At 48.5% G+C, this 20,000-nt stretch carries 22 protein-coding genes; 11 read left to right on the forward strand and 11 right to left on the reverse strand.

The window, feature by feature from the left end; all coding sequences use genetic code 11:
* Nucleotides 1-260: 260 nt before the first annotated feature.
* The 10 genes from ABCW47_RS10785 (at nt 261) to ABCW47_RS10830 (ending at nt 10,587) form a co-directional block, all read left to right on the forward strand.
* Complete coding sequence (locus tag ABCW47_RS10785; protein ID WP_343209926.1) at nt 261-1,163, forward strand: tetratricopeptide repeat protein; 903 nt, start codon at nt 261-263, stop codon at nt 1,161-1,163.
* A 29-nt stretch (nt 1,164-1,192) separates the two neighbouring features.
* Nucleotides 1,193-2,449 carry a GTPase HflX gene (hflX, locus tag ABCW47_RS10790; protein ID WP_343209927.1) on the forward strand — a complete coding sequence of 419 codons (1,257 nt, stop codon included), beginning with the start codon at nt 1,193-1,195 and terminating at the stop codon, nt 2,447-2,449.
* A 376-nt stretch (nt 2,450-2,825) separates the two neighbouring features.
* Nucleotides 2,826-5,234, forward strand: coding sequence for a ribonucleoside triphosphate reductase (locus tag ABCW47_RS10795; protein ID WP_343209928.1), 2,409 nt, complete (start codon nt 2,826-2,828; stop codon nt 5,232-5,234).
* 118 nt (nt 5,235-5,352) lie between these two features.
* On the forward strand, nt 5,353-6,201 hold the full coding sequence (gene thyA, locus ABCW47_RS10800) for a thymidylate synthase (protein WP_343210062.1): 849 nt from the start codon (nt 5,353-5,355) through the stop codon (nt 6,199-6,201).
* A 141-nt stretch (nt 6,202-6,342) separates the two neighbouring features.
* Nucleotides 6,343-6,834 carry a dihydrofolate reductase gene (locus ABCW47_RS10805; protein ID WP_343209929.1) on the forward strand — a complete coding sequence of 164 codons (492 nt, stop codon included), beginning with the start codon at nt 6,343-6,345 and terminating at the stop codon, nt 6,832-6,834.
* Between the two features lie 18 nt (nt 6,835-6,852).
* The gene (locus ABCW47_RS10810; RefSeq protein ID WP_343209930.1) at nt 6,853-7,926 is read left to right on the forward strand and encodes a branched-chain amino acid aminotransferase; all 1,074 of its coding nucleotides are present in this window, start codon (nt 6,853-6,855) and stop codon (nt 7,924-7,926) included.
* An 80-nt stretch (nt 7,927-8,006) separates the two neighbouring features.
* Nucleotides 8,007-8,711 carry an HAD family hydrolase gene (locus ABCW47_RS10815; RefSeq protein WP_343209931.1) on the forward strand — a complete coding sequence of 235 codons (705 nt, stop codon included), beginning with the start codon at nt 8,007-8,009 and terminating at the stop codon, nt 8,709-8,711.
* A gap of 197 nt (nt 8,712-8,908) precedes the next feature.
* Nucleotides 8,909-9,613, forward strand: a complete 705-nt coding sequence (locus ABCW47_RS10820) for a TraX family protein (protein WP_343209932.1) — start codon at nt 8,909-8,911, stop codon at nt 9,611-9,613.
* A gap of 215 nt (nt 9,614-9,828) precedes the next feature.
* On the forward strand, nt 9,829-10,335 hold the full coding sequence (locus tag ABCW47_RS10825) for a phosphatase PAP2 family protein (protein WP_343209933.1): 507 nt from the start codon (nt 9,829-9,831) through the stop codon (nt 10,333-10,335).
* 99 nt (nt 10,336-10,434) lie between these two features.
* Nucleotides 10,435-10,587 (forward strand): hypothetical protein, encoded by a 153-nt coding sequence (locus tag ABCW47_RS10830; protein WP_343209934.1) that lies wholly within the window; start codon nt 10,435-10,437, stop codon nt 10,585-10,587.
* Nucleotides 10,588-10,856: 269 nt separating this feature from the next.
* On the opposite strand, the gene ABCW47_RS10835 is transcribed toward ABCW47_RS10830, so the two are convergent.
* From ABCW47_RS10835 to ABCW47_RS10880, 10 genes are all read right to left on the reverse strand, one after another.
* A complete protein-coding gene (locus tag ABCW47_RS10835) occupies nt 10,857-11,912 on the reverse strand; it encodes a type IV pilus twitching motility protein PilT (protein ID WP_343209935.1) in 1,056 nt (351 codons plus the stop codon).
* 19 nt (nt 11,913-11,931) lie between these two features.
* Nucleotides 11,932-12,414, reverse strand: coding sequence for a hypothetical protein (locus tag ABCW47_RS10840; RefSeq protein WP_343209936.1), 483 nt, complete (start codon nt 12,412-12,414; stop codon nt 11,932-11,934).
* Nucleotides 12,411-12,878 (reverse strand): type IV pilus modification PilV family protein, encoded by a 468-nt coding sequence (locus ABCW47_RS10845; protein ID WP_343209937.1) that lies wholly within the window; start codon nt 12,876-12,878, stop codon nt 12,411-12,413. Before ABCW47_RS10845 ends, ABCW47_RS10840 begins: the two co-directional genes overlap by 4 nt.
* 64 nt (nt 12,879-12,942) lie before the next feature.
* Nucleotides 12,943-13,434: a DUF4860 domain-containing protein gene (locus ABCW47_RS10850; protein WP_343209938.1), complete on the reverse strand. Its 492-nt coding sequence runs from the start codon at nt 13,432-13,434 to the stop codon at nt 12,943-12,945.
* Complete coding sequence (locus ABCW47_RS10855; RefSeq protein WP_343209939.1) at nt 13,431-13,769, reverse strand: hypothetical protein; 339 nt, start codon at nt 13,767-13,769, stop codon at nt 13,431-13,433. Before ABCW47_RS10855 ends, ABCW47_RS10850 begins: the two co-directional genes overlap by 4 nt.
* A 169-nt stretch (nt 13,770-13,938) precedes the next feature.
* Nucleotides 13,939-14,988 (reverse strand): type II secretion system F family protein, encoded by a 1,050-nt coding sequence (locus tag ABCW47_RS10860; RefSeq protein WP_343209940.1) that lies wholly within the window; start codon nt 14,986-14,988, stop codon nt 13,939-13,941.
* Nucleotides 14,989-15,023: 35 nt separating this feature from the next.
* Nucleotides 15,024-15,977: a transglutaminase-like domain-containing protein gene (locus ABCW47_RS10865; protein WP_343209941.1), complete on the reverse strand. Its 954-nt coding sequence runs from the start codon at nt 15,975-15,977 to the stop codon at nt 15,024-15,026.
* A gap of 15 nt (nt 15,978-15,992) precedes the next feature.
* Entirely contained in the window at nt 15,993-16,706 is a 714-nt protein-coding gene (locus ABCW47_RS10870; protein ID WP_343209942.1) for a hypothetical protein, read from the reverse strand.
* Nucleotides 16,707-16,712: 6 nt separating this feature from the next.
* Nucleotides 16,713-17,276, reverse strand: a complete 564-nt coding sequence (locus ABCW47_RS10875; protein ID WP_343209943.1) for an RNA polymerase sigma factor — start codon at nt 17,274-17,276, stop codon at nt 16,713-16,715.
* A 68-nt stretch (nt 17,277-17,344) separates the two neighbouring features.
* Nucleotides 17,345-18,031, reverse strand: coding sequence for a GGDEF domain-containing protein (locus tag ABCW47_RS10880; protein WP_343209944.1), 687 nt, complete (start codon nt 18,029-18,031; stop codon nt 17,345-17,347).
* A gap of 210 nt (nt 18,032-18,241) precedes the next feature.
* Here ABCW47_RS10880 and ABCW47_RS10885 point away from each other — a divergent pair, with 210 nt between their 5' ends.
* Nucleotides 18,242-19,087 carry a polysaccharide deacetylase family protein gene (locus ABCW47_RS10885; protein WP_343209945.1) on the forward strand — a complete coding sequence of 282 codons (846 nt, stop codon included), beginning with the start codon at nt 18,242-18,244 and terminating at the stop codon, nt 19,085-19,087.
* On the opposite strand, the gene ABCW47_RS10890 is transcribed toward ABCW47_RS10885, so the two are convergent.
* Entirely contained in the window at nt 19,081-19,845 is a 765-nt protein-coding gene (locus tag ABCW47_RS10890) for an inositol monophosphatase family protein (RefSeq protein ID WP_343209946.1), read from the reverse strand. The genes ABCW47_RS10885 and ABCW47_RS10890 overlap by 7 nt on opposite strands.
* Between the last annotated feature and the right edge of the window lie 155 nt (nt 19,846-20,000).

Below are 20,000 nucleotides of genomic sequence, written 5' to 3' on the forward strand. Positions count from 1 at the left end.
TTGACATTTTACCTCCCTGATAGTGGGATTCCTCTATTGGGCATGCCGGACAGCACCATTCGGGGATGCCCTTTACCATTATCCTAATGGCTGCCGGGCACCTTGTCAAATAGGACAGGATAGGCTGGACTAAAACATGCCTGCCGGCGGTAAATGTGATTTCTTAGTTCTTGTCCGTCTGAACGGATCGTGCTATACTGGAACAACACAGCGTGAGTATAGACCTGACAGGCAACTGAGACAGAAAGAGGAACAGGAAAATGAGAAAAGAGAGCAATCACAAGAAAAGAATACTGGGAGTTTTTCTCCTTGTTTTTTGTATAGGAATTCTGACCGGATGCGGCATGAAGAAGAATCAGGAGCATTTTGATCTGGGCGTGGCCGCCCTGCAGGCAGGAGAGGAAGAAACCGCCATTCAGGAATTTGAGAAGGCTGTCTCCGAGAAGGGCGGAAAGAAAGGTAGAGAACTGAATAAAAATTCACTCCGGTATCTGGGTATACTCTCCTATAAGAAAGGAAATATGGAGGAGGCCGCGTCCTATCTGGAGCGTGCGCTGGCGATCACCGGCTCAGATGATCTGAATCTGGACATCTGTTACTATCTGGGCGAGATTTATGAGGAGCAGGAAAAATTTAATATCGCCGTGGAAATGTATTCCCGTGTGACAGAACTGGAGAAGGATAAGGCAAAATTAGACGATGTGACCTGCAGAAAGCTTTATCTGCAGATTATTACCGGAGATGTAACCCGGGATGAAGCCTATCAGATGCTGGAGGCAAAAGCCCAGGATGGAGTGGCCGGGGCCCATTATTATCTTGGCTGTATCCTCCAGGCGGAGGAAGCCTATGAGGACGCGATTGAGCAGTTTGAGGAATATCTGGCGAATGCCGGAAACCGGTCTGCCCTGGCTTATAATAAGATGGCATTGTGCTATCAGGCTCTGGAAAAACCAGAGGAAGCCTATGAGGCAGTGAAGACGGGTCTTTCGCAGGGGGATGAGACGCAGACCCAGAGCCTGCTCTGGAATGAAGTGGCATTGCTGGAAGATATGGCCCGGTTTGACGAGGCAAAGGCGGCTGCGGAGGAATATTTGAAACGGTATCCGGATGATGAAAAGATGAAGCGGGAATATGAATTTCTCTCCAGCCGTTCCGGAAGCTAGGGTAAACATTTGTTTAACGGAGGACATAAATGGATTATTTTGATAATGAAGAACTGAAAGAGCAGGTGATCCTGGTGGGCGTATCACTGGGGGAACAGGGCATCGAAGATACGTCTGCGGAGGAATCCCTGGACGAACTGGAAGAATTGGTACAGACGGCGGGAGCGGTGACGGTTGGCCGTCTGCTGCAGAACCGGGAGAGGGTCCACCCCGGCACCTATATCGGCAAGGGAAAGATAGATGAGGTGAGAGAACTGCTCCTGGAGCGGAATGCGACCGGAGTGATCTGTGATGACGAACTGACTCCCGCCCAGATGCGCAACCTGGAAGATGCGCTGGATGTGAAGGTAATGGACCGGACCATGGTGATTCTGGATATCTTTGCACAGAGGGCGACCACGAAAGAGGGAAAGATTCAGGTGGAGCTGGCGCAGCTGCGCTACCGTGCCACGAGACTCGTGGGTATGCGCAATTCCCTGTCCCGTCTCGGCGGCGGTATCGGGACCAGAGGGCCGGGTGAGAAGAAACTGGAGATGGACCGGCGTCTGATCCGGGAGCGTATTTCCAGGCTGAAACAGGAGCTGGAAGATGTGAAATCCAGCAGGGAAACTGCCAGAAAGCAGAGAAGTGCCAATCCCACGCCGGTGATTGCCCTGGTGGGCTATACCAATACGGGCAAATCGACCCTTCTCAACAAGCTCACCGGAGCGGGTGTGCTGGAGGAAGATAAATTGTTTGCCACGCTGGACCCGACCACACGGAGTTTAAAGCTTGCCAGCGGGCAGGAAATCCTGCTGACCGATACGGTAGGATTTATAAGAAAGCTGCCCCATCATCTGGTGGAGGCATTCCGGAGTACGCTGGAAGAGGCCAAATACGCGGATATTATTCTTCATGTGGTGGACAGTGCAAATCCTATGGCCTATATCCAGATGCATACGGTGTACGAGACATTAAAGCTTCTGAATATCCAGGATAAAACGATCATCACCGTATTCAATAAACAGGATCTGCTGGAGTCCCCCCAGATTATCCGGGATCTGAAGGCGGATAAAACCGTGAAAATATCCGCCAGGACCGGTGAGGGCCTGGATCAGCTGCTGGCTGTAATCGAGGAGACCCTCCAGGAGCAGAAAATACTGATTGAGCATGTCTTTTCCTATCAGGAGGCCGGAAAGCTGGCGCCGATCCGGAAGTTTGGACAGATTCTGGAGGAAGAATACCGAGAAGATGGAATTTTTGTGAAGGCATATGTGCCGTCGGAAATCTGGAAGAAAAATAATTAGGGGCAGATTTTGATAAGAGATTCCAGAGCTTACCAAGGAAAAAGTCTGGAAAAATGCGGTGTAAAGCGATATTTCATTGGAAAAAACTGGGAAATTAAAAACACCATATGTAGTGTGATGATAAAAAATATTGCACACATATGGTGTTTGTCGGTTGACAAACCAACGGCATATGCTACAATAATATTTGGAAGCCCATTTAGGGCAGAGAATTCCGCAGCCGGAATTCTTTTTTCACCTATATACATATGAATGATTACGTTTGTAAAAGGAAGAACAATGGAAAAAAGCATTCTGGAAACGAGGGGCGGTACAGCCTTTCCGGGGTGCCGGTGAGCAGGGCAGCACAAGAGTCAGAGAGGAGCATAAGGACAAGATGATTAGAGTTTTAAAGAGGGACGGAGACCTGGCCGATTTTAACATTGAGAAAATCGCAGCGGCAATCGAGAAGGCATTCAATGCCACGAACAAATTGTACAACCACGATATCCTGGATCTTCTGGCGCTGAGAACTACAGCGGATTTCCAGACCAAGGTAAAAGATGAGGTAATCCAGGTGGAAGATATTCAGGACAGCGTAGAGCATGTTCTGGAGCAGAGCGGCTACACGGACGTTGCCAAGGCTTATATTTTGTACCGGAAAAACCGGGAAAAAATGAGAAATATGAAGTCCACGATTCTGGACTATAAAGATATTGTGAACAGCTATGTAAAAGAGGAAGACTGGCGTGTGAAGGAGAATTCTACTGTAACGTATTCGGTAGGCGGACTGATCCTCCATAATTCCGGATCAATTACGGCTAATTATTGGCTGTCCGAGATTTATGACGATGAGATTGCCAGTGCCCATCGGAATGCGGATATCCATATTCATGATTTATCTATGCTGACCGGCTACTGTGCGGGCTGGTCCTTAAAACAGCTGATTCAGGAAGGTCTTGGCGGAATTCCGGGCAAGATCACTTCCTCACCGGCCAACCACCTGTCCACGCTCTGTAATCAGATGGTAAATTTCCTGGGGATCATGCAGAATGAATGGGCAGGAGCGCAGGCGTTCTCCTCATTCGATACCTATCTGGCTCCTTTTGTTAAAATAGATAACTTATCCTATCATGAAGTAAAGCAGTGTATCCAGTCATTTGTCTATGGAGTGAATACGCCGAGCCGCTGGGGAACCCAGGCTCCGTTTTCCAATATTACCCTGGACTGGACCGTGCCGGAGGATCTGGCCGAGATGCCTTGCATCATCGGCGGCAAAGAGGTGGATTTCAAATACAAAGACTGTAAAGCCGAGATGGATATGGTCAACAAGGCGTTCATCGAGATTATGGTGGAGGGCGATGCCAACGGCCGCGGCTTCCAGTATCCGATTCCGACCTACTCTATCACCAAGGACTTTGACTGGTCCGATACGGAAAACAACCGCCTGCTTTTTGAAATGACCGCAAAATACGGAACTCCGTATTTTTCCAACTACATAAACAGTGATATGGAGCCAAGTGATGTCCGTTCCATGTGCTGCCGTCTCCGTCTGGACCTTCGGGAACTGCGGAAGAAAACCGGCGGTTTCTTCGGATCAGGCGAGTCTACCGGTTCCGTGGGCGTGGTGACGATCAATATGCCGCGTATCGCCTATACCTCCAGGGATGAGGAGAGCTTCTTCAAACAGCTGGATAGGATGATGGATATTTCCGCCCGGTCCCTGAAAGTGAAGAGGGAAGTTATCACAAAGCTGTTAAATGAAGGCCTGTATCCTTATACCAAGCGGTATCTGGGCACCTTTGAAAATCATTTCTCCACCATCGGTCTGGTGGGTATGAACGAAGTCGGCTTAAATGCTGCGTGGCTCGGGAAGGATATGACACATAAAGAGACACAGGAATTCAGCAAGAAGGTATTAAACCATATGAGGGAGCGTCTCTCCGACTATCAGGAGAGGTACGGCGATCTCTACAATCTGGAGGCAACTCCTGCGGAGTCAACCAGTTATCGTCTGGCTAAACATGACCGGGCAAAATATCCGGATATCCTCACCGCAGGCGAGGAGGGAGATACCCCGTACTACACCAACAGTTCTCATCTGCCGGTAGGCTACACAGAGGATATCTTCGAGGCCCTGGATATTCAGGACGGACTGCAGACCCTTTATACTTCGGGAACTGTATTCCATGCATTCCTGGGCGAAAAGCTGCCGGATTGGAAAGCAGCGGCCAAGTTAGTCAGAACAATTGCAGAAAATTATACGCTGCCTTACTATACGCTGTCTCCTGTTTATTCTATCTGCAAGACACACGGTTATCTGGCGGGTGAACATTTCAGCTGTCCGGAATGCGGGGGCAAGGCAGAAGTCTACAGCCGTATTACCGGTTACTACAGACCGGTTCAGAACTGGAATGAGGGTAAATCACAGGAATATAAGAACCGCAGATCTTATGTGATTGCAAAGTCCAGACAGATGCCGGCGGGAGAAGTGGCAATGGCGCCGGAAGATGGTGAGGCTCTTTCCGAAGCGGCGGCGGAGCAGGAAGCAAGCGCAGGCGTGGGTCTGGAGGACGGCCTATATCTGTTCACAACCCAGACATGTCCGAACTGCCGGATTGCCAAGGCGCTGATGAAGGAAATGGATTACCGTCTCGTTGACGCGGAGCAGAATGCGGAGCTTTCTGTTGCACTGGATATCATGCAGGCGCCGACTCTGGTGGAGGTAACCGGAGGGGCTATGAATAAATATCCCAATGTTTCCAGCATCAAGAAATTTGTAGACGCTCAGAAATCCTATGTTTAATAAGACTAAATCCAGATAGAAGCAAAACATATGAGACAGAAGCCGGATTCCGGCTTCTGTCTCTGTCAAATACAAAAGGAAAGGAAAAGACGGCAGCCTGTTGCCGTCAGTGACAAGATTGAGCTTAGCAGACGACATCTTTATCCGCATGTGTGAAGATATTTTAGAGAACGGAACCAGCACAGAAGGGGAAAAAGTCCGGCCCAGGTGGGAGGACGGTTCCTTTGCCTATACCATCAAGAGGTTCGGGGTGGTAAACAGGTATGACCTGTCCAGAGAATTTCCGGCCATAACACTCAGACGGACTGGAATTAAGAGCTGTATTGATGAGCTGCTGTGGATCTGGCAGAAAAAATCCAATAATATACACGATTTGAACAGCCATATATGGGACAGCTGGGCGGACGAGGACGGTTCCATCGGGAAGGCCTACGGTTATCAGATGGGGGTGAAACATCAGTATAAAGAGGGAGAGATGGATCAGATCGACCGGGTGATCTATGATCTGAAAAACAATCCCTACAGCCGTCGGATTATGACGAATCTCTATGTGCACCAGGATTTACATGAAATGAACCTCTATCCCTGTGCCTACAGCATGACTTTTAATGTGACGAAAAAGCCGGGCCGGGATAAGCTGACGCTGAATGCAATTTTAAATCAGAGAAGCCAGGATGTGCTGGCGGCAAATAACTGGAATGTGTGCCAGTACGCGGTCCTGGTTCATATGCTTGCCCAGGTTTGCGGCTTTGAAGCAGGAGAACTGGTCCATGTCATTGCGGACGCGCATATCTATGACCGGCATATCCCGATTATCCGGGAGCTGATCACGAGACCCACTTATCCGGCGCCTGATTTCTGGATGAATCCGGATATTCATGATTTCTATGAATTCACCGTGGATGATTTCCGGCTGGACAACTATGTCACCGGGCCGAAAGTAGAACATATTCCGGTGGCTGTCTGACAGGACGGTCAAATTCAAGTCAGGAGCGCCGCGTTTGATGCGGCGCTCCTGTCATATGACGGGGTACAGAAGGTGTATTTGTTTACATTTTGGCCGGTACTTGTTATACTGAAAGCCAGTTGAATAAAAGGAGAGATGCGCATGAATCTGATAGTTGCGGTGGATAAAAACTGGGCGATCGGGTATCAAAACCAGCTTTTGGTGCGGATACCGGCGGATCAGCGGTTTTTCAGACAGGAGACGACGGGCAAAGTGATCATTATGGGACGGAAAACCCTGGAGAGTTTTCCGGGCGGAGAGCCCTTAAAGAACAGATTAAATATTGTCATAACACGAAAAAAGGATTATACTAAAAAAGGCGTGGCAGTTGTTCACAGTGTTGAAGAGGCGCTGGAGAAAAGCAGAGAATATGCCGCAGAAGATGTGTATGTCATCGGAGGAGCGAGTATTTACGAGCAGATGCTTCCCTACTGTGATGTGGCACATGTTACGAAAATCGACTATGCCTACGAAGCAGATACTTACTTTCCCAACCTGGATGAGATGCCGGAGTGGGAAATTGAGGCGGATTCCGAGGAACAGACGTATTATGACCTGGAATATGCCTTTTATAAGTACGTAAAGAAAAGCTGAAAGAAAGGATGGGATGTTATGCTTAACATCAGGGTAGAAAAAACCACTTCACCAAAGCCGATACCGGGGAAAGAGAATCCTCTGGTTTTTGGCACGATATTTACAGATCACATGTTTGTGATGGATTACGAGGAAGGGAAAGGGTGGTATGATCCCCGCATTATTCCTTATCAGCCGCTTTCACTGGAGCCGTCCTGTATGGTATTTCACTATGCACAGGAGATGTTTGAGGGTCTGAAAGCGTATCACGCGGACGACGGCCGGGTTCTGCTTTTCCGCCCGGATATGAATGCAAAGCGTTCAAACAGGACCAATGAAAGGCTCTGTATCCCTACCATTCCGGAAGAAGATTATGTGCAGGCGATCAAAGAGCTGGTGAATGTGGACCGGAACTGGGTTCCGGACCGGCCGGGAACTTCACTTTATATCCGTCCGTTCATTATTGCCACGGACCCGTTCTTAGGCGTAAGACCATCTCATACTTATAAATTTATTATCATCCTCTCCCCGGTTGGCGCTTATTATCCAGAGGGGCTTAATCCGGTTAAAATCTGGATCGAGGATGACTATGTCAGGGCTGTCCGCGGCGGCATCGGCGAAGCGAAGACCGGCGGCAACTATGCGGCCTCTTTAAAGGCTCAGGTTAAGGCACATGAGGAAGGTTATTCCCAGGTGCTCTGGCTGGACGGCGTGGAGCGGAAATACATTGAGGAAGTAGGAGCTATGAACATCTTCTTTAAGATCAACGGCACTGTGATTACTCCGAAGTTAAACGGCAGTATTCTGCCCGGTATAACCAGAAACTCTGTGATTGCCCTGTGCAAAAAATGGGGACTTCCTGTGGAGGAGAGAAGAGTTTCTGTGGAGGAGATCTATGAGGCTGCCAAGAGCGGCGCTATGGAAGAGGTGTTCGGCACAGGAACGGCAGCAGTTATTTCTCCGGTAGGCCATCTTCGCTATAAAGACGAAGTATTGCAGATTCAGGATGGCTCCATTGGAGAGTACAGCCAGAAGTTCTATGATACAATTACCGGAATCCAGCAGGGTGCGGTTGCGGACCCATTTGGAAACTGGTCGGTGGAAGTGAATTAAATTGTTTATATACCATCCGCGAAGGGCGAAAAGTCCTCCTGCGGATGGTTGCTTTTACGGGTATGGAGGGTAAGATCCGAATGAAGAGAGACACGATATTATTTGACCTGGACGGGACGCTGCTTCCGATGGATCAGCACAGCTTTGCGATGAAATGGTTCGAGGGCATCGGACAGAAGTTCCGGGACCGGGTGGAAAATATGCAGGAGCTGTTCGAGACTTTTCAAAAGTCTGTGCACTATATGATACATAATGACGGCAGCAGGCTGAATGAAGAGCGGTTCTGGGAATTTTTCCTCTCCAGGACCGGCGGAGAGCGGGACGACTGGGAAGAAGATATGCTGGATTTTTATAAAAATGAATTTCATCTGGCGAAGGGGCCTACCTGGGTCAATCCGGCGGTGGCAAAGACAATTAAGCGGCTGAAGGAGCAGGGATATGACCTGGTGGTGGCGACGAATCCTGTATTCCCGCCTATAGGAACGAAGACCAGAATCCGCTGGGCAGGTCTTGATCCGGAGGATTTTACCTATATAACAACCTATGATAATTCCCGTTACTGCAAGCCGAATGTGAAGTACTATGAAGAAATTATGGAACGGCTGAACAAGAGCCCGGAGCAGTGCAGGATGGTGGGAAATGATGTGGGCGAGGATATGGTTGCCGAACAGCTGGGACTGGAAGGCTACCTGATCACCGACTGCCTGCTGAATCCGAAGAAATTACCGGTGGACTGCCACTGGCAGGGAAGCTTTGAACAATTTGGTGAGCTATTCCAGGCATAGATGAGAATGATGATACTACCCTCAGGCAGAACCGCAAACGCGTGCTGCATGCATCGGTGTTGCGGTTCTGCCTGAGGGTGTTTTTTTCTTACATAGAAAGTTCTTCCGCTGTAAAAGGTTGAAGACAGTACGGCGGCCGGGACGTTATAGATAGTATAAAATAAGAATATGAAGAGAGAAGGGTAAGGTGCTATAGAATGAGTGAAACGAACACACCCAGAATTTCCATGAATCTGGACACGAACTTTTTAAAGCTGGTTGCAATAGCGGCAATGGCCTGCGATCATGTGGGCAAGAAACTATTTCCGGAGGTGCTGATTCTGCAGGTAATCGGCAGGATCGCGTTCCCCATCTTCGCATACTGCATTGTAGTGGGCTGCCTCTACACACATGACATCAAGAAGTATTTTCTGCGTTTGGGACTGTTTGCTTTGATCTCACAGCCCTTTTACGTCCTGTTAAATTACTCATCCGAATTCAGCATCTGGGATAATATATCCAACTGGAATATTTTCTTTACATTGATACTTGGCCTGGCGGCCGTCTACTTCCTCCAGAGCAGGAAATGGATACCATTCGCTGTTGTTATTTTTATCGTGTGCTGGTTTAACTTTGATTATGGAATCAACGGAATTGTTCTGATGCTGCTGTTCTATCTCTGCCGGAAGAACAGATATTTGTCCCTGGGGCTTGTCACGTTGTTTTTCCTGCCGCCCTTATTTGCTCCCGGGCAGATCAGTTTGTTCGGTTACTCCTTCGACATGCAGTTTTTCCAGATTCTGTCACTGCCCTTGCTCTACATACCGACCCACTTTAACATAAAGATGAACAAATATTTCTTCTATCTGTTTTATCCGGCCCATCTGCTTTTGATCTGGCTGGCTAAACTAGTATTCTTCTAAATGATATTCTTTCTCTTTGCGCTGTAGTGTATCTTATGATAGAATGAATATAAGCGAATCGTGATATAATCAAATATCTACCCAAAATAGATCGCGGGAACTACACGTGATGATACAGAAAATACAGGAATAAAAGACAGGACAAACACAGAAAATACCATCAGGATGATCGCCTGTGTCACACGAATGAAATAGACGGAAGGCATTTTGATAGTATGAAAGTAAAGAAGTTTGAAGAAATATGGTTGGAAAAAATTCAGCGGCTTCGTACCTCCGGCAGGGATAGGGCTGCTGTTTTTGTTACAAGGCTGGGAAACGGCGGCGCGGTCTGGGTGTTGATTGCGGTGATCATGCTGGCTGTTCCTGGTTACAGAGCAGGAGGAAGGGGGATCATTCTCTCCCTTATCTCTTCTGTATTCTGGGGTAACCTGGTGCTTAAGAACGCGGTGGCCCGAGAGCGCCCCTGCTGGAAGAACCCGCAGGTCCCTCTGCCGATTGAGGTGCCCGCGGACTATTCATTTCCATCCGGACATACCATGGCGTCCTTTGCGGCGGCAACTGCTATTTTTGATGTTAATGTTTGGATGGGCCTGGCAGCTTTTGTGCTGGCGGCGGCAATTGGATTTACCAGACTTTATCTCTACGTACATTATCCTCTGGATATCATCATGGGGACGGCGCTGGGCATTGTGGTAGCTCTGCCGGTCTGTATTTTTTTCTGAAAACAGAGGATGAAATGATTTCCCGCCGTTCATACTAGAAGTACAGATATAGGGCAGATCGGCCTATTGACGCTGATGCTTTGGAATGGAGGAAAAATCATGAATGATTATGAAAAAGAGATTTATGAGCCAAGTGAGAGAAATAGTACCCGCGACAAGAGCCAGGATAAAGAACAGGATGCTGTGAAGGACCAGAGCCGGTATTCTTTTCCGGATAAGAGAGAAGACAGACCGGGCCCGGGAGGAAACTAACAGATCGGATTATTTATCATGGAAGTAGATAAGACTCCCGCCTCTATAGGTGGTGAGTAAATAACAAATTCGTCTTGGTGGGAGAGTATGGTCTCCTTCCAAGATAAAGCCTCCGGCGGATTGCAGAGCCGCACAGATGTATTATGTCATGCAAAGCATGACGTGCGGCCCGCAGCAAGTACGCTGAGGCGTACTTGAATAGATACAAATAAGGGGTTACTGCAGCTGTTAGTGTTTGCAGTAACCTCTTTCTGTTTGTTTGGTCTCCTTTATAATTTCTTTGTCAGCATGTCCGGATTCGATGCGTAAGTCAGAGCAGTATCCCGGCTGATAATACCGTCCTTATAAAGACCCAGCAGGCTTGCATCCATGGACTGCATTTCATTTCCGGGGGATGAGTAGATGATGCCGTCAATCTGGTGTATCTTCCCATCCCGTATCATATTGCGGACCGCCGTGTTCATCATCATGATTTCAAAAGCAGGAACCAGACGTCCGTCCACCGAGGGGACGAGCTGCTCAGAGACAACCGCCCGCAGGACAGAAGAGAGCTGAACGGCAATCTGACGCTGCTGGTCTGCCGGAAAGACGTCGATGATCCGGTCTATGGTATTGGCCGCTCCGATGGTATGAAGGGTGGAGAAAATAAGGTGGCCGGTTTCTGCCGCGGTCAGGGTGACACTGATCGTTTCATAATCCCGCATTTCACCCAGCAGAATCACATCCGGACTTTGGCGGAGGGTTGCGCGCAGGGCGGTGAGATAGCTCTCAGTATCGCTGTTGATTTCCCGCTGGCTGACAATGCTTTTATTATGGCTGTGCAGATATTCCAAGGGGTCCTCAAGAGTAATGATATGATTCTCCCTGGTATTATTAATATAGTCTATCATGCAGGCAAGTGTGGAAGATTTTCCGCTGCCGGCCGGCCCGGTAACCAGAACCAGACCCTTTGTAAAGTCCGCAAGGCGGATTACTTTATCCGGGATGTGAAGTTCCTTCGGGTCCGGCATAGTGAATTGGATAATACGGACAACAGCCGCCAAAGAACCCCTTTGCTTATAGGTGCTGACCCTGAACCGGGAGATTCCCTTTATGGAAAAGGAAAAATCATCGTCCCCCTTCTGAAGAAGGGCAGCTGTACTCCGGTCATTGGCCATACGGTATATTTCCCGGATGATTTCATCGGTATCGCCGGGCATAAGCCGTTTGTCATCCACGGTATGCATGGTTCCGTTTAATTTATAGGAAAGAGGTCTGCCCGCTACGATAAATACATCGGAGGCTCCGAGAGCCACAATTTCGGTGAGGCGTTCTGTAAAATTCATTTATGTTATCCTTTCTATCTCAATCGGCATGGAGCAGATTCATTTTGTCATCCGGTTCCCATGTCTGGCTCTGTCCAGCGACCCATCTGTTTACCCTGTACAGGCAGCCGCCATCTGATTCCGGATACAGAATGAGCGCAGTGACAAACAAGTTCTGCGTCTCATTGATCATTACTTCAAAGCTGCACATATTATCCCCGGTCATGGAAAACTGCCTGTTTTGATCTGTGAGCCTTTCCATGGCCAGCTGCAGATATTCCTCCTGGGAGGAAGCATTTTCATAACATTCTTCCAGGACGTCATCCATGGAGGCAAGCAGCTTCTCCGCCTGATTGGAAGCCTCATAGTATGCGCTCGTCCGGTCCGCCAGCTGTGCACTGAGACGATAGTCTGCGTTTGCACTGACCAGAGAGAGTGCGGCGAATGTAATCAGACACAGAAGAGTAAACACAACCAGAATGGAGGAGGTGCCCACACTGACACCAGGTTGTTTTTTTCTCATGAGCTATCCCTCCCTGCTTTCGGAAAAACGGAATGGGTAAGATACACCTGCGTTTGAAGCGAGTAAATGGGCTCTGCTTCCGGATCGGAGATTTCCCACACTGTAATCTGTGTTGCCAGAAACGGGCTGTCGGTTTGTATCACCACATCCATCTGATAGACGGCCAAGGAACGGGTACAGGTCAGCCAGTTATTGTTATAGAATACCTGCAGGGTATCGCCGGAGGCTTCCGAATCGGGAAAGTAAGCTTTTAATTCCTCCGGGGGAGCATGGGTACCCTTTACGGCCTCCGCCACGCTCTGTGCACAGGTCACCGCATGATTTAAATTCCTGGAATCCGTGCTCATATTATAGGAACGGACAAAAAGCTGTACACAGACGGCGCAGCCAATGGAAAAAAACAAGATAGCAAAGATCATCTCCATCAGGAACAGGCCCGATCTGGATAATGAGGTATGTTTCATACTTATCTCCCCTTCCTGCCGCAGGCGGAGAATCCCGCAAGCGGGATTCTATGTTCTAAACTGCTTAACTCCCCTGAACAGAACGGACGGAAACCAGCTGTTCGGTAATCTCGCCGTCCTCAGCCTCTATGTGGATACGGTACAGGCCATCCGAGACGGCCTGAATCCGGAACAGAGACACTTCCATTATATCCTGGCCGTTTTCCGGCGCGAAGGGCTGTTCCTTCCCGATAAAAAGCTCTTTTATAACTCCGTCATACTGATAAAGATAAGTGATATAATCGGTCCCGTCAATGGATTCTTCCAGCATAAGGACCGGAATATGTTCGGATGTCCCAAGAGAAACGCCGTCAGCGGTATCATTCTGGCGGATCTTTTCCGTCACATAGGCCGCAGCCGTGCGGAGCGTATAATTAGAATTCATATTGGACACTGTCTGCCTGTAAACCCGTGTGCCGGCGATCACCAGCAGCAGAGAGGAAATCACAAAAACAAAAAACAGCAGAAGAGCAGCCAGCCATTCGATAGAGCGATGTTTGGAATCAGCATACTTCATGGCACATCCTCCAGCGGTATCACAGTAATATCGGGAAAAATATTGGAGCCGATCGGTTGATAGTCAACATAAAATCTAGCAGCGTTATATGTAAAACCATAGTGCTCTTCCAGATAAGAAAGACTGGGCGGATAAATCCCCTCCACCGCATAGCAGTGGACAACCATACGGTTTAAAGACTCCTCTATGCTCCGCTTTTGATCCATAGCATCCGAGCCCGAAAGCCGGTTCAGACCAAAAACAAATAGAAAGAGAACACATAATAACAACAAAACGGGCAGCAAAACAGAATGTTTCGAAAATCCGGTATCCGCCCGACGCTTAAAACGATTCATTCAATCCTGCCTCCCTTTGAAAACTTTAAACTCTGTTTTTAAGCCCGCTTTACGAGCGGCTTTCACCGAGTAATAGCATACGTGCTTTTTTACTCGTTTTCACTTCCGAAGGAACGTTTCACTGCCCCGCAGGGGCATTTTCACCCATTCTTCCTTCTTCCCTTTACTCTCATCCCATCCCGGACATGATTCCCATAAGAGGCAGAATAACGGAAAGCAGGATAATACCCACAATCACGGCTAATACGACGATAAGCGTGGGCTCCAGTACCGAAATCATCCGTGCAATGCGCTCGTCGGACTCTTCCTGAGCGCTGCCCGCGATCTGTTCCATCGCGGCACTCAGGTATCCGGTCCGGAAGCCGACAGAAATCATCCGGGAATAGAGACCGGAGAATATACCGGAATGATGGAGCGCGTCAGCAAAACCTGTGCCGTCTTCCATCTCCTTTTGACAGCGGGAAATCTTATCTTTTAATTTAGGACTGTCAATGAGGTCTTTTGCCATGGCAAGGCTTTCGTCCATCTCCAGGCCGCCGCCCAGAGTCAGTGCCATCGCATTGGCAAAACGTCCAAGTTCCAGCTGTTCATAGAGCCTGCGGGTTGGATAAAATCCGGCGGCTAGTCGTTTTCCGCGCCTTTTCCCTGCTTTCGTGTAGGTGAAAAAGAGTATAATGCCGGCAATGAAAATAATAACCAGTAGCACAGCCAGCGAATATTTCCGAAGCCCCTGGCCTATGTTCATGATCGCTCTGGATATGCCGGTCATTTCGCTGCCCAGCTGGACCAGTACATCGTTGAAAACAGGCATCACCTTAATCACCAGAACGGAGATTACGCCCAGCATCATAATAACCATAATAAGAGGATAGCTCAAAGCATTTTTTACACCCCGGCGGATCTCTTCCTCCTTCTGATAATAGGAAGAAAGAGAGGCGAGCACCTCTTCCAGACGGCCGGTCTGCTCTCCGATACGGATCAGGTTCAGCGCATATTCAGGAAATACACCGGTGCCGGACAGCGCCTCGTGGAAACTGCCGGTCTCATCCAATACCTGATATATGTCATTCAGTATCTGTTTTCCTTCGCCGCCCATATCCTCCTGCAGCAGAAGAATACCCTCAATAACAGGAATACCGGCATGAAGGATGACGGACATCTGATCGAAGAAGGAGGATAGTTCACTATTTGAAAGTTTCTTTCCTGTTTTTGCTGACACGACTGGCCTCTTTTCCGCCGGAACCAGGGTCCCGGTCAATAAACATATTTTGTTACATAGTTATCGGTATTTCCTATAAATTCCATCACTTTATCGCTGGAATGATTGCTGGCCGCAAAGGTAGGGTCCATTAATTTCCAGGACTTGCCGTCAAACTGGATGATGCCATTGATCCACCCGATGTCCTTAATATAAATACTGATCCAGGCATGGTAGATCTCCCCGGCATAACCTACTTCCAGCCGGGTAGGGATACGCTGTGTCCGCAGCATGGTAGCCATGAGGGCCGCATAATCGAAACAGATGCCGGTCTTTGATTCCAGAATATCATCTACAACAGGAAGATAATCCGAACGTACATCAGACGCCTTGGCGTCATCATAGACAATATTTTCCACGATATAATTATAGACGGCAGAGACTACCTCCAGATCGGCCACGGCACCGGACGCCAGTTCTGCGCCCACGGAAACGGCCCGGGTGTCTTTGTCGAAATTCACATATTGATTGGGGTAGAGGTAAGGGCCCAGAACGTTCGTAATGCTCACATCCAGACTGCCTGCATACAACTGGGCATATTCATCCCCCTTTACGTTTTCATAAACCTTTATTTTATAGGTCCCGTCTTCCCCGGTAAGCGGGAAGGTTTCAAACGAACTGTGCAGCAGATAGGTATAGGTGATACCCGCGGGAGTGGTCAGCTGCAGCTTTACCTTTTTATTATTGCCGGTATACTGGGCCATAATATAACCTTCCTGTGTATGGGAGGCATCTATCGTGACGGATTTATTACCCAATGTCTCCGCTGCGTCAGCGGACGGGACAAGTACCACCGGTTCTGACGAACGCACAGGGACTGTTCCGGCAGAATCCGGATTCGCATTTTTATCCGGAGGAGGGGTACCCTCATCGCTGGAACAGGAACAAAGGAGCAGACAGCACAGGATGAGAATGGGACAAATCGTGATCTTTTTCTTAAAACAGGACATAGACGGCTGTCTCCTTTATTTTATAGTCAGAATTCCCTCAATCGAGTTACCCTGTTCATCTGCAACGAATATATTTAACCGTTCCTCCGGATAAGGCAGAACAATTTTGCGGCTGGCTTCGTCAGCGGAGAGAGGCAGGATTTTATCCCCCTCTGCTGTCACGGCATAAATACTGCCGAAGTCGATAGGATAAGTTCCGTCGGCCAGGGAGATAACAATCGTTTCGCCGCTCCGATAGCTGCCGGTTACCTGGGGATAGATAAAGTCCGGTTCCTCCACCTCCATGGAATAGAAGGTGGTCTGATTGTTGTAAGCCGTTACCTCCAGAGAGAGAGTACCGGTATCCTCCACAAACACGTGATAGGAATTACGGTCGCTCTTGTGGACCGGAATGGAGACCTGGTCTATGGCGGCTTTGACCGACTTTAACGGTGTCAGGCTGGTAGCCTGAAAGGAAATCACTATCTGGTTGTTGCGGTAAAAGGGGGTATCAATAAAAAGCTGGGGCTTTACCATAAAAACGGGGAGAATCAGTGTGAGGATCAGCCCCAGAATAGCCAGATGCTGCGTCAGGGTAAAGAGCCGGATCGTATGCCTGCCTTCCGCCTGAAGCGTACTTAAAGGAGTCGTGTTGGGAACCCGGTTGCAGGCCTGAAAAACCTGAGCCAGCGTCTGTTCGGCCTGTGCCATATCAAGCTGTCCGAATTCCGGTATATTCTTCTGTGCCATCTTCACTCACTCCCTTTCTTTCAGCATTTTTTCCAGATGGATTTTTCCGCTGGACAGATATCGCTTTATTGTGCTGAGACTGCAGTTCATCTGTTTTCCGATTTCCTCCAGCTTCATGTTGTGGAGGTACTTGTATGTAATCGCATCCCGCTCATGCTCCGGAAGGCTTGCCAGGGCTTCCCGAATGGTAAAGGATTCATAATCCTTTATCACTTTCTCTCTGGGATTGTTCTCTATATTTTCATCCGGAAGCACAGAAAAAGCAGTTTCATCCAATACTTCCCACTGCTTCGCGGATTTATTCGACATGTCGTAGCAGACCCTGAAATTAATCTGTTTTAACCAGGCTACGAAGACTTTCGGCTCCTGGAGCTTGGACAGATTTTTCAGCGCCAGGATATATACTTCCTGAAGGGCATCCTGGGCGAGATAAGGGTCGCGCAGATACTGGTATGCGTAAGTATATTGCTTTTCATAAGTCAGACCATACAGCTCCGCAAATGCATTGCTGTCCCCGCATTGGGCGAGTTTAACCAGAGAAGCAATATACTTATGATCAAAAAAAGCCATTCCCTGTTCCCCTTCCCTTATGAAATATCGGACTAAGTCTGACAAAAGCCGTCTTAAACTGGATTATTTTACAGAACTGTCTGCTTCTTCTGATATGACAGAGCGATCAGCTTGGAAGAGGAATCCAGATGCTCCTCTGTATTCAAAGCCTGCCCCAGTGAGTAACGGACCGCGCTGTCTTTATGTTTTTTATTGTAGGCTGTTATCTGCTGCTCCAAATCGGAGACGAGCCGATCGGTAAGTTCCCTGGTACAGCTGCGAATAATCATAGTGAAATCATTGCTGCCATTGCGGACAACAAATCCGTAGCCCGTTCCCACCCGCTCCAGGAGAGCGGCAAAATCCTTTAAGTGCCGGTCGCCTTTTTCATAGCCAAGTGTTCGGTTCATTTCCTCCAGACTGTCCAGCTGGACTGTGATAATGCCAAGCTCCGGCAGGGCGCCCTGCCTGGTAATCTGGGAAAGAATGGAATTGGCGCTGTTGCGGTTGGGCAGCCCGGTCATCATATCCTTGTAGGTCAGGCTGTTCAGATCCAGCATATCCCGCTGTACATTTACGAAGAGCACCACATCGGCAATGGCAAACACAAAGCAGAGCCCGCATACCACCCACAGCAGAATACAGAGTCTGGTGACAGTGGGATCTGCAGTTCCAATCACAGCAGTACGGTTCTGCTGAAACACAAAAAAGATAACAAGCATCAGGACCAGATAAAAGATCACCTGTCCTAATTTATATTTTCGCAGGAATTTCATAGTAAGTACCCTCCCCGGACATAACCTATTTGTATGACCGGCTTTATTCGGACGGAGCCCGAACGCGCCCCGTTTGTCAAAAGTAACTAATTACTTCTATTATAGCGGATTTCATTTAAAACTCAACCGGAAAGATGAAAGCAGGAGGACAGGAACGAATAGAGGCTGCCCGGCATAAGCTGAAAGGAATGAATGGCGGGGGTAAATCACATGCCTGCTGGTTTACATAAAAAAATTAACTGGAAAAATCCTATTCTGTTCTGTGCCACACTTCTGGCATTATTTTTGTGTTTCAGGATGCAGGATGGAGCCTATGGAAATCTGGACTGCATGACGGTGATGGGAGCGGATACCGGGATCTGGGAGGCGGAGGAGAGCAGCAAAACACAGAAGGATAAAGTAAACGACGCTTCCCTGGCAGAAGCGCCGGAACCTAAGATAGCCTATCTGACCTTCGATGACGGTCCCAGTGAGAATACCAGGACAATTCTGGAGATCCTGAACAAGTATGATGTAAAGGCAACTTTTTTCCTGATCGGGGAGGAAATTACCCCGGAGAGAGAAGAGCTTCTGAAAGAGATGGTGGAGCAGGGCCATTCCATCGGGATTCATACATACTGTCATGAAAAAGAAAAGATCTATGCCTCAGCTGAAAATTACTGGGATGATTTTAATAAAGCATATGAAAAGATCATGCAGGTGACCGGGGTCGGACCGGAGATTCTGCGTTTCCCATGGGGCAGCGTGAATAAATACATGTCCGGCATCGGGGATAAGGTGATTAAAGACCTGAATGAGAAGGGATTTACATACTACGACTGGAACGTGAGCGGAGAGGATGCGGTAGGCAAGCCGACCAAATCATCCATCATGAAAAATATAAAACACGACCTGACCAAATACAATGAGCCGGTTATCCTGCTCCACGACGGCAGCAGCAACCAGCTCACGGCAGAAGCCCTTCCGGACATTATCGAATACATCAAGGCCAACGGCTATGACTTTGATGTGGTGCAGCACAGGTATAAACCCTATCAGTACAGACGGAATCAGTGAAACTCATCCAACAGTCTGGCATGTATTTTACCATTGGAACCTGCCACGGAGCAGGCCTGTGCAAACTGGAGGGGAGCACCGTCCCAATCGGTTACTTTTCCTCCGGCTTCTGTCAGAATAAGACTGCCGGCTGCGTAATCCCATGGCTTCAGCGTCATTTCAAAAAAGGCGTCGGAGCGGCCGCAGGCCACGTAGCACAAATCCAGTGCGGCGGAGCCGCTTCTGCGGATATCCTGGCATTTTTCATAGACGGACTGTACGATGGCAAAGTTTTTTGGGGCCAGTTCCTTCTGATAAGGGGCTGTCCCGAAATTGATCAGGCTCTGCTCCAGGGTAACAACATTGCTTACATGGATCGGCTCTCCATTTAAATAAGCTCCGTATCCGGCCTGGGCCAGAAAAAGCTCTTTGGTAAACGGGTTATAGACCGCCCCGAATACGATGGCGCCGTTCTGATATAGGGCCAGCGATATGGCGCTGTGATGGTAATGGTGGATCAGATTGGTTGTGCCGTCGATCGGATCGAGAATCCAGCAGGAACCGGAAGGGTCCAGCTGATTCTGGCCGTCTTCCTCACCCATGAAGGCAATATCGGGATAAAGGGACGCCAGCTTCTCCTGGAGAAAGTGCTGGACGCCCAGGTCCACATAAGTGACATAATCGGCCAGCCCTTTGGAGATAACGTGGTTCAGGGCTTTTTCATCAAATATGATTGATTCCGCTTCTTTTACAAGATCAATGACCTGTTGGTAATTCATGACTCAGACTCCTTTATATAAATCAATGTAATCACTCAATACTCCACCAAGTATAGCACGGCAGATATCAATTGAAAAGTATAAAGTGGGATAGGCAGGCATAAGGTAAATTAAATCTTTCTATTAAGAATGGGTTGACTTCATACAGAAAAATC

This window comes from Anaerolentibacter hominis (assembly GCF_032380675.1).
In the GTDB taxonomy this organism is placed as follows: domain Bacteria; phylum Bacillota; class Clostridia; order Lachnospirales; family Lachnospiraceae; genus Anaerolentibacter; species Anaerolentibacter hominis.